The organism is Kitasatospora sp. NPDC001132 (assembly GCF_053598415.1).
Map to the genome: position 1 here is coordinate 1 of NZ_JBSFKF010000092.1, position 1,742 is coordinate 1,742.

At 67.0% G+C, this 1,742-nt stretch carries 1 protein-coding gene; it reads right to left on the minus strand.

Going from position 1 to position 1,742, the window contains the following annotated elements:
* Nucleotides 1-13: 13 nt before the first annotated feature.
* Nucleotides 14-1,630: an IS4 family transposase gene (locus ACWDBE_RS39070; protein ID WP_449793647.1), complete on the minus strand. Its 1,617-nt coding sequence runs from the start codon at nucleotides 1,628-1,630 to the stop codon at nucleotides 14-16.
* Nucleotides 1,631-1,742: the final 112 nt, after the last annotated feature.

Below are 1,742 nucleotides of genomic sequence, written 5' to 3' on the forward strand. Positions count from 1 at the left end.
CAATGCCACGAAGTTAAGGACTGGGCGGCGGTGTCAAGGCGTCGGGGAGGGTGATCTTGTAGGTGTTCGGCGCGGTTCGGATGAGTCGGCCGTTGCGTGCCCAGTAGCAGAGTTGCGCGGTGAGGCTGCTCAGGGGGCGCCCCGCAGTGGCGAGGCCGAGGTGCTGAGCGATGTCACGGGTGTGCATGGCCTGGTTGGAGTGCGCGGCCAGGATCTGGCAGACCTGGCCCCAGCGCCCGGATGGGGCTCGGCTCGGATCCTGTGCGATGGGGAGCGCCGGTGGATTCACGGTGATCTCGAGAGCGGTGATCGGCGTACTGTCGCGGGGACGGCCGTCGCGATTCCAGCTGTGGTAGCGGGATATCCCGCCTTTGACGATGCGGGTGGAAAGCCGCATTCGGCGCCGGGGAAGCAGTGCCTTCAGGATGCGGGTTCCAATGAATCCGACCAGGTCAGGGCGTCCGTATGGGCCAGCGACTGGGATCGTGCCGATGGGGCTGACGACCGTGTCGCGTGCTGCCTCGAGAGCGATCGTGAAGCCGGCCCGGTCGGGATCGCAGCCGGGTATCGTCTCCACCGCGGTCACCATTGTCGAGCGCAGTGCCTGGTAGAGGGTGAGCAGTCCCCACATCTCCTGGGTGACGCCGACGGGGTCCTTCGATCGCAGCACCCTGCCCTTGAGCAGCGTGTGACGGAGTGCGAGGTATGTGGTCTCGATCTCCCAGCGCTCGTGGTAGAGACGCACCAGGCAGTCAGCGGGATCGGCACGGTGGTCGCGGAGGGTGGTCAGCAGGCGATAGGTGCCGCCGAAGTCGCCGCCGTCGGCGGTGCGCGTGCGGACGTCGGCCTCGATCACTCTGAGAGGAACGCCGCTGATGCGGGTGAGGTAGGAGCCGTCGGGCAGCAGTGCCAGCACCGGAGGGCGCCGGACACTGGTGGCACGTATCAGTAGCTGAGCACCCTGAGCTGCGATGTTTGCGAGCAGTTCGTTGCTGTCGAAGGCACGGTCGGCGAGCAGGAGCATGTCTGGGGTCAGGTGGCCGACCAGGTCGTGGGCGTAGTCGGTCTCGCCCTTGGAGGCGGAGCCGAAGACGGCGGCAATCAGGCCGCGGGTGCCTGTTTCACAAAGGGTCATGAGCATCAGCCGGGGGTAGCCGGTCGGGCCGTGGCGGCGCTCGGTGCGGCCCAGCCAGGACCGGTTGCGCTCGTGGTCGGGGACGTTCAGACTCCCGCAGCCGTCGAAGGCGACCGTGCGCCAGCGGCGGTAGCGCACTCCGGGTGTGGACGGCTGGGCCAGCGGGCCCGCCAGCACGTCGAACAGCCGCTTGAGCGGTGCCACGCCGACCCGCCGACGCAGATCGCGAAGGGCCTTCTCCGAGGGCTGCGGCACCTGGGCCCCCAGTCCAGTGGCGAGTTTGCCCCACACCAGTGTGGTGCCCAGATGCTCGAACAACCCGAGCGCCAGGACGAAGTACACCCCGACACGAGAGGGGAGGCTCCGCAGTCGCTGCTCGCGTGCCCCCGTCTCGTCCAGCACTGCGTCCACCAACTCGGTTGGGATGACCTGGGTTAACTCACCGATATGGCCAGGCGCGAACACGTCGGTTCCGCCCGTGACAGACTGGGTCACTGGGCCTCTGCTTTCTCAGGAAGATCTTGGTCGATCCCCTGAATAGCAGAGGCACTTCCCTTATCTCGCGCACCCTTGACACCGCCGCCCAGTCCTTAACTTCGTGGCATTG